Genomic DNA, 6,246 nt, shown 5'->3' on the forward strand with positions numbered 1-6,246 from the left:
ATGCCGAGGCGGCCGCGCAACTGCCCGCGCAATCTCACTGACCGGCGCCCGACACTGGCTGCCGCCGCGTCATAATGAGCGGCATGGCAGACAGAGGCTCGGGTACCGGCGGGGAACGCAATCGGCTCAAGACATTGGCGCAGGCGGCGCTGAACGCCGACGTGACCGTCGGGCAACTCGAAGACGTCCTGAACGGCCTGGGCGACACGATGAACGCCTTGAACAGTTCCCTGGTCGGCCTCAACGCCACCGTCGAACGCCTCGGTGACGGCCTGGACCACCTTGATGAGACCATGGCCAGTCTCGACGACCTGGCCAGCCGGCTGGTTGCCCTGATCGAGCCGGTGGAAACCATCGTCAGCCGGATGGACGACATCGTCAGCGTCGGCGAGACCGCGATGGCGCCGCTGGCCGCGACCGAGAACGTGGTCCGGGGCATGTTCAACGCCATGCGGAACCGGGTGGTGCGTTAGACGCCGCCTGGCTCAGGCGTACTTGATCAGCAGCCCGACCGCGATGATCGACACCAGCCAGATGGCGATGACGAAGTAGGTCAGCCGGTCGAGGTTCTTCTCGACCACCGTCGAGCCCGACAGGCTGGACTGCACGCCGCCGCCGAACAGGGTGGACAGGCCGCCGCCCTTGGCGCGGTGCAGCAGCACCAGCAGCATCACCAGCAGGCTGGTGATCACCAAGAGGATCTGCAGCGTCAAGATCATGGCCGCTACCCTACCGTGCCGCCGCGGCGCGACCCGGCGCGGCTAGACAAGCGGCCCGCCGGCCGCCAGCGCCGCCAGGGTGGCGAACTGCTCGCCGTCCAGCGACGCGCCGCCGACCAGACCGCCGTCGACGTCGGGCTGGGCGATGAGTTCGCCGATGTTCTTGGCGTTGACCGAGCCGCCGTAGAGCACCCGTACCGCCTCGGCGATCTTCGGGGAGGCGAGCTTGGCCAGTTCGGCACGGATCGCCGCGCACACCTCCTGGGCGTCGGCGGCACCGGCGACCCGGCCGGTGCCGATCGCCCACACCGGTTCGTAGGCGATGACGCTCGCACCGATCTGTTCGGCGCTCAGCCCGGCCAGCGAGCCGCGAAGCTGGTCCACGCAGTACTCGACGTGGTTGCCCGCTTCCCGGATCTCGAGGTGTTCGCCGACGCAGACGATCGGGGTGAGTCCGTGCCTGAGCGCGGCGGTCGCCTTGGCGGCCACCAGTGCGTCGTCCTCGCCGTGATAGCTACGCCGCTCGGAGTGCCCGACGACGACGAAGCTGCACCCCAGCTTGGCCAGAAACGCCCCGCTGATCTCGCCGGTGTAGGCTCCCGCGTCGTGCTGCGAGAGGTCCTGGGCGCCGAAGGTCAGCCGAAGCTTGTCCCCGTCGACCAGCGTCTGCACGCTACGCAGGTCGGTGAACGGCGGCAGCACCGTGACGTCGACCTTGTCGTAGTACTTGTCCGGCAGCGAGAACGCCACCTTCTGCACCAGTGCGATCGCCTCGAAGTGGTTGAGGTTCATCTTCCAGTTGCCGGCGATCAGCGGTTTGCGGCTCATTGCGCCCCTTCGGTTTCCAGTACCTGCAGCCCTGGCAGTGGTTTCCCCTCAAGGTATTCCAGCGACGCCCCACCGCCGGTGGAGATGTGGGAGAAACCGTCCTCGGGCAAGCCGAGCGCCCGCACCGCCGCGGCGGAGTCCCCGCCGCCGACGACGCTGAACGCGCCCTTGCCGGTGGCCGTTGCGATCGCCTCGGCAACGCCCTTGGTGCCGGCGGCGAACGCCGGGAACTCGAACACGCCCATCGGCCCGTTCCAGAAGATGGTCTTGGCGTTGCCAAGCAGCGTGGCGAAGCGCTGCACCGAGCCCGGACCGATGTCCAGACCCATCTTGCCCTCCGGAATCACATCGGCGGCAACGGTTTCCGGGGTGGCACCGGCATCGAACTTGTCGGCGACGACGATGTCGACCGGGAGCCGCAGCACGTCGGCGTAGTCGTCCAGCAGTTGCCGGCAGGTGTCGACCATGTCGGCCTCCAGCAGCGAGGTCCCGACCTGAAGACCCTGGGCGGCCAGGAAGGTGAAGCACATGCCGCCGCCGATCACGATGGAGTCGGCCTTGGTCGCCAGCGACTTGATGACACCGAGCTTGTCGGAGACCTTCGACCCGCCCAGCACCACGGCATAGGGCCGCTCGGTCGATTCGGTCAGCTGCCGCAGCACCTGGATCTCCGCGGCTACCAGCGTTCCGGCGTACGACGGCAGCAGGGTGGCGATGTCATAGACCGAGGCCTGCTTGCGGTGCACCACGCCGAAGCCGTCGGAAACGAACGCTCCCGGCGAGCCGTCCGGCGCGGCGACCAGCTCGGCGAGCGCCCGCGCCAGCGCGAGGCGCTCCTGATCGTCCTTGCTGGTCTCGCGGGGGTCGAACCGGATGTTCTCCAGCAGCAGCACGTCGCCGTCGGTGAGGCCTTCGGCGCGGGCCAGCGCATCGGTGCCGACCACATCACCGGCCAGCTGGACGTGCCGACCCAGTTGCTCGCCGAGTGCGGCGGCAACCGGGGCCAGCGACAGCTTGGAGTCCGGCCCGTTCTTGGGCCGGCCCAGGTGCGCGGCCACCACCACCTTGGCGCCGGAGTCGACCAGCGCGCGCAGCGTGGGCACCGATGCGGTGATCCGGCCCGGGTCGGTGATCTTGCCGTCATCGAGCGGTACGTTCAGGTCGGAGCGCACCAACACGCCCCGCCCCGAAACCCCCTCGGCGATCAGTTCTGAAACAGCCTTGACCGATGACACAGCCACGATCGCTCTTACAGCGACTTGCCGACGAGCGCGATCAGGTCCACCAGCCGGTTGGAGTAACCCCACTCGTTGTCATACCAGGACACCACCTTGGCCTGGTCGTCGATCACCTTGGTCAGCCCGGCGTCATACAGCGAGCTGTGCGGGTCGGTGACGATGTCGCTGGAGACGATCGGGGCGTCGTAGTACTTCAGGATGCCCTTCATCGGTCCCTCGGCGGCGGCCTTCATCGCGGCGTTGATGTCGTCGATCGAGGCCGACTTGCTCAGCTCGGCGGTCAGGTCGGTGACCGAGCCGGTGGGGATCGGCACCCGCAGCGCGTAGCCGTCCAGCTTGCCCTTCAGCTCCGGCAGCACCAGGCCGATCGCCTTGGCGGCGCCGGTGGAGGTCGGCACGATGTTGATCGCGGCCGCCCGGGCCCGCCGCAGGTCGGAGTGCGGGCCGTCCTGCAGGTTCTGGTCCTGGGTGTAGGCGTGGATGGTGGTCATCAGGCCCTTGACGATGCCGAACTCGTCGTTGAGCACCTTGGCCAGCGGGCCCAGGCAGTTCGTGGTGCACGAGGCATTGGAGATGATGTTCTGGCTGCCGTCGTACTTGTCGTCGTTGACGCCGAGCACGATGGTGATGTCCTCGTCGCTGGCCGGCGCGGAGATGATCACCTTCTTGGCGCCGGCGTCCAGGTGGCCCTGCGCCTTGTCGCGCTTGGTGAAGATGCCGGTGGACTCCACAACGACGTCCACCCCGAGGTCGCCCCAGGGCAACGCCGCCGGACCCTCCTTGACCTCCAGAGCCTTGATCTTGGTGTTGCCGACGACGATGGTGTCGTCGCCCTCGAGGCTGACGTCGTGGGGCAGCCGGCCCAGGATGGAGTCGAACTTCAGCAGGTGGGCCAGGCTGGCGTTGTCGGTCAGGTCATTGACCGCGACGATCTCGATATCGGTGTTGGCACCCTGGGAGTGCTGCGCGTCCAATGCCCTGAAGAAGTTGCGCCCGATGCGGCCGAAGCCGTTCACGCCTACCCGGACCGTCACTGGTCTCTCCTCGTGTCGCCTAGTTTGCTGGTGTATTCGCCGCCAGCCTAGTGCGTGACCGCACCTACAGGTCATCGGGTACGGCGACGACGCGGCCGTAGCCTACTGCGCGGTGATGCGGACCGGAAACTCGTCGCCGGCCTCGGGCCACGGTTGACGGCTGAGCATGTCGGCCACTGCCACGTGGCCCGCTTCGATCAGGCCGGATTTGGCGTCGACGATGCGGTAGGCCTGTTCCTGGCGGTGAATGGGTTGCCCTTCCAGCAGGATCACCCGCAGGTCGCCTTCGGCGAAGTGACAGCGGCGCTGCACCGCGGCCAGCAGCTGCTCGTTGTGCAGGTGGCCTTCGCCGAAGTTCCACCCGATCAGCGGGCCGGCGATGATCTCGCCGTCCCGGATGCTGTAGTCGGCTTGGTTCCCCGCTCCTCCCAAGGCCCGCGGCAGCAGGCCGTTGAGTGCCCGGCCGTGCAGATGCATGGCCCGAAAGGCCCCTGGAACCTTGTCAGCCACCAGGTCGGCGGTGGGCCGGTCGTAGAGCCTGGCGAGCTGGTTGATGACCAGTGCCGAACTCTTGACCGTACCCGCCTCGAGCCTGTCTTCGGCGCCGTCGCGGAAGCACCACAGGCTCGAGGCCCAGTTTCCGGCGTAGTAACGCATCCCCGGCAAAAACGAGATCTGTTGGGGAAACATGTTTCCCGCGATGGGCATGACCACCAGGCCGGCGACCAGAATGACCCCCAGCAGTGGTGAGCTGAGGTCGTACACCTGAATTTCCGTGTGCTGACCGAAGAGATAGAACAGCGAGAAGATGAAGAACACGTTCCATTCCAACGGAACTCCCATCGGGAGGTTGGAGATGATGTTGAGGTGGAAGACCACCATGAATGCGATCAACGCCCACCGCCAGGGCTGATCACCGGCGACCAGCACCAGCAGCGCCGGCACGATGAATTCGGCGGTGGTGCCGCCGACGTGCGCCATCAGTTGCGGTATCCGGGTGGGTCGCAGGTCGTTGAGGTGATCACGGTAGAGCAGGCGTTTGAACCGGGTGAACATCCTCGGCCGCAACAGGGCGTTGTTGCTCATCATCACGGCCACCACATATGGGAAGTGATGGTTGAGCTTGGACGTCGCTGCGCCCCACCATAATCCGAGGAGTATGAGCTTGAACGCGGCCATCTGGTCGACGTAGGGAAAGAAGAACACCAGCAACGTCAGCCCATAATGCTCGGCGCGGGCCGCCAGGAAGATGGTCTTGTCCCGCAGCCCCAGCAGCACCAGTGCAGCGATGAGCGGGACCACCCGGACAGGGTCGATCAGGCCGATCTCGCCGGGGCCGCCGGGGCTGGTGTCCAGGACGCCCGGCGCGAGCAACACCCAGCTGCCGGAGGCCAGCACCGCGGCGTACAGCGCGACGTCGATGAGCGTCCGGGTATCGCCGCCGGTGAGCGGGACCCGGTCCGGCCAGGGCGGCAGTCGAATCGTGTTAGGCCGCAGCCAGTACAGGAATCCGCCGATCGGCGGCCAGAATCGTCCGGTCAGCGGGCCGGAACCGCAACCCAGTCCCAGGATCTCGAACAGCAAGCTGAAGACGACAAGCTTCTGGTAGACGATCGGCTCCGTCCACCACTGCGCCACTTCGCGCAGCCCGCCCAGCCCCGGCGTCAGTGCGACGACCGCCGCGGCGCCGCCGGCGTAGGCCGCGATCTTGAGCAGATACAGCAGGTAGACCGCCGTCGGGGTGCCGAATCCGTGCTCGGCCCAGTGCCGGCTGCAGATCTGTGCCCGGGTTGCCCACGGAGTGGTGCGCCAGCCCGCTGGGTCCACGTCCGGAACCGACGGTTTGATGAACCCCATCTTGGCCTCACTCCCTGCCGTGTACCGCGTTCAGTTATAGCGGTAACCGCGGTCGGGCGAGGCGATTTCGGGCTCGGGTGCCGATTTGGGGACCGCGACCGGTTCGGTGGATCACCGAACACACCCTCAGGCGTCTTCCAGCAACTCCGGGGTGACCGCGGACTCGGTGTCGGGGATGCCGTCCTGCTTGGCCTTGCGGTCGGCCATCGACAACAACCGCCGAATCCGGCCGGCCACCGCATCTTTGGTCATCGGCGGATCGGCGAGCCGGCCCAGTTCCTCCAGCGACGCCTGCCGGTGCTCGACGCGCAGCCTGCCGGCCGAGGCCAGGTGCTCGGGGACGGTGTCGCCCAGAATGTCCAGGGCGCGTTCCACCCGCGCCGCGGCGGCCACCGCGGCGCGGGCCGACCGACGCAGGTTGGCGTCGTCGAAGTTGGCCAGCCGGTTGGCCGTCGCGCGCACCTCACGGCGAATCCGGCGTTCCTCCCACACCAGTCGGGTGTCCTGGGCGCCCATCCTGGTCAGCAAGGCGCCGATCGCCTCGCCGTCGCGCACCACCACCCGGTCCGC

Annotated in this window: 7 protein-coding genes; 1 reads left to right on the plus strand and 6 read right to left on the minus strand. The window is 67.4% G+C overall.

Features of this window, described 5'->3' with window-relative positions:
* Positions 1–74: 74 nt before the first annotated feature.
* Positions 75–473 (plus strand): ATPase, encoded by a 399-nt coding sequence (locus DQP56_RS21930; RefSeq protein WP_112689026.1) that lies wholly within the window; start codon positions 75–77, stop codon positions 471–473.
* Between the two features lie 12 nt (positions 474–485).
* Here the strand turns inward: DQP56_RS21930 and secG are convergent, their stop codons facing one another.
* The 6 genes from secG to whiA form a co-directional block, all read right to left on the minus strand.
* The gene (gene secG, locus DQP56_RS21935) at positions 486–719 is read right to left on the minus strand and encodes a preprotein translocase subunit SecG (protein ID WP_013829205.1); all 234 of its coding nucleotides are present in this window, start codon (positions 717–719) and stop codon (positions 486–488) included.
* 42 nt (positions 720–761) lie between these two features.
* Positions 762–1,547, minus strand: a complete 786-nt coding sequence (gene tpiA / locus DQP56_RS21940; RefSeq protein WP_112689028.1) for a triose-phosphate isomerase — start codon at positions 1,545–1,547, stop codon at positions 762–764.
* Positions 1,544–2,782 carry a phosphoglycerate kinase gene (locus DQP56_RS21945; RefSeq protein WP_112689030.1) on the minus strand — a complete coding sequence of 413 codons (1,239 nt, stop codon included), beginning with the start codon at positions 2,780–2,782 and terminating at the stop codon, positions 1,544–1,546. The genes tpiA and DQP56_RS21945 overlap by 4 nt, the downstream gene beginning before the upstream one ends.
* Before the next feature lie 14 nt (positions 2,783–2,796).
* Positions 2,797–3,819 (minus strand): type I glyceraldehyde-3-phosphate dehydrogenase, encoded by a 1,023-nt coding sequence (gap, locus tag DQP56_RS21950; protein ID WP_112689032.1) that lies wholly within the window; start codon positions 3,817–3,819, stop codon positions 2,797–2,799.
* A 102-nt stretch (positions 3,820–3,921) separates the two neighbouring features.
* The gene (locus DQP56_RS21955) at positions 3,922–5,676 is read right to left on the minus strand and encodes a DUF3556 domain-containing protein (RefSeq protein ID WP_112689034.1); all 1,755 of its coding nucleotides are present in this window, start codon (positions 5,674–5,676) and stop codon (positions 3,922–3,924) included.
* Between the two features lie 126 nt (positions 5,677–5,802).
* On the minus strand, positions 5,803–6,246 hold a 444-nt coding region (whiA, locus tag DQP56_RS21960), incomplete at its 5' end, for a DNA-binding protein WhiA (RefSeq protein ID WP_112689036.1).

This window comes from Mycolicibacter senuensis, from assembly GCF_003284925.1.
In the GTDB taxonomy this organism is placed as follows: domain Bacteria; phylum Actinomycetota; class Actinomycetes; order Mycobacteriales; family Mycobacteriaceae; genus Mycobacterium; species Mycobacterium algericum_A.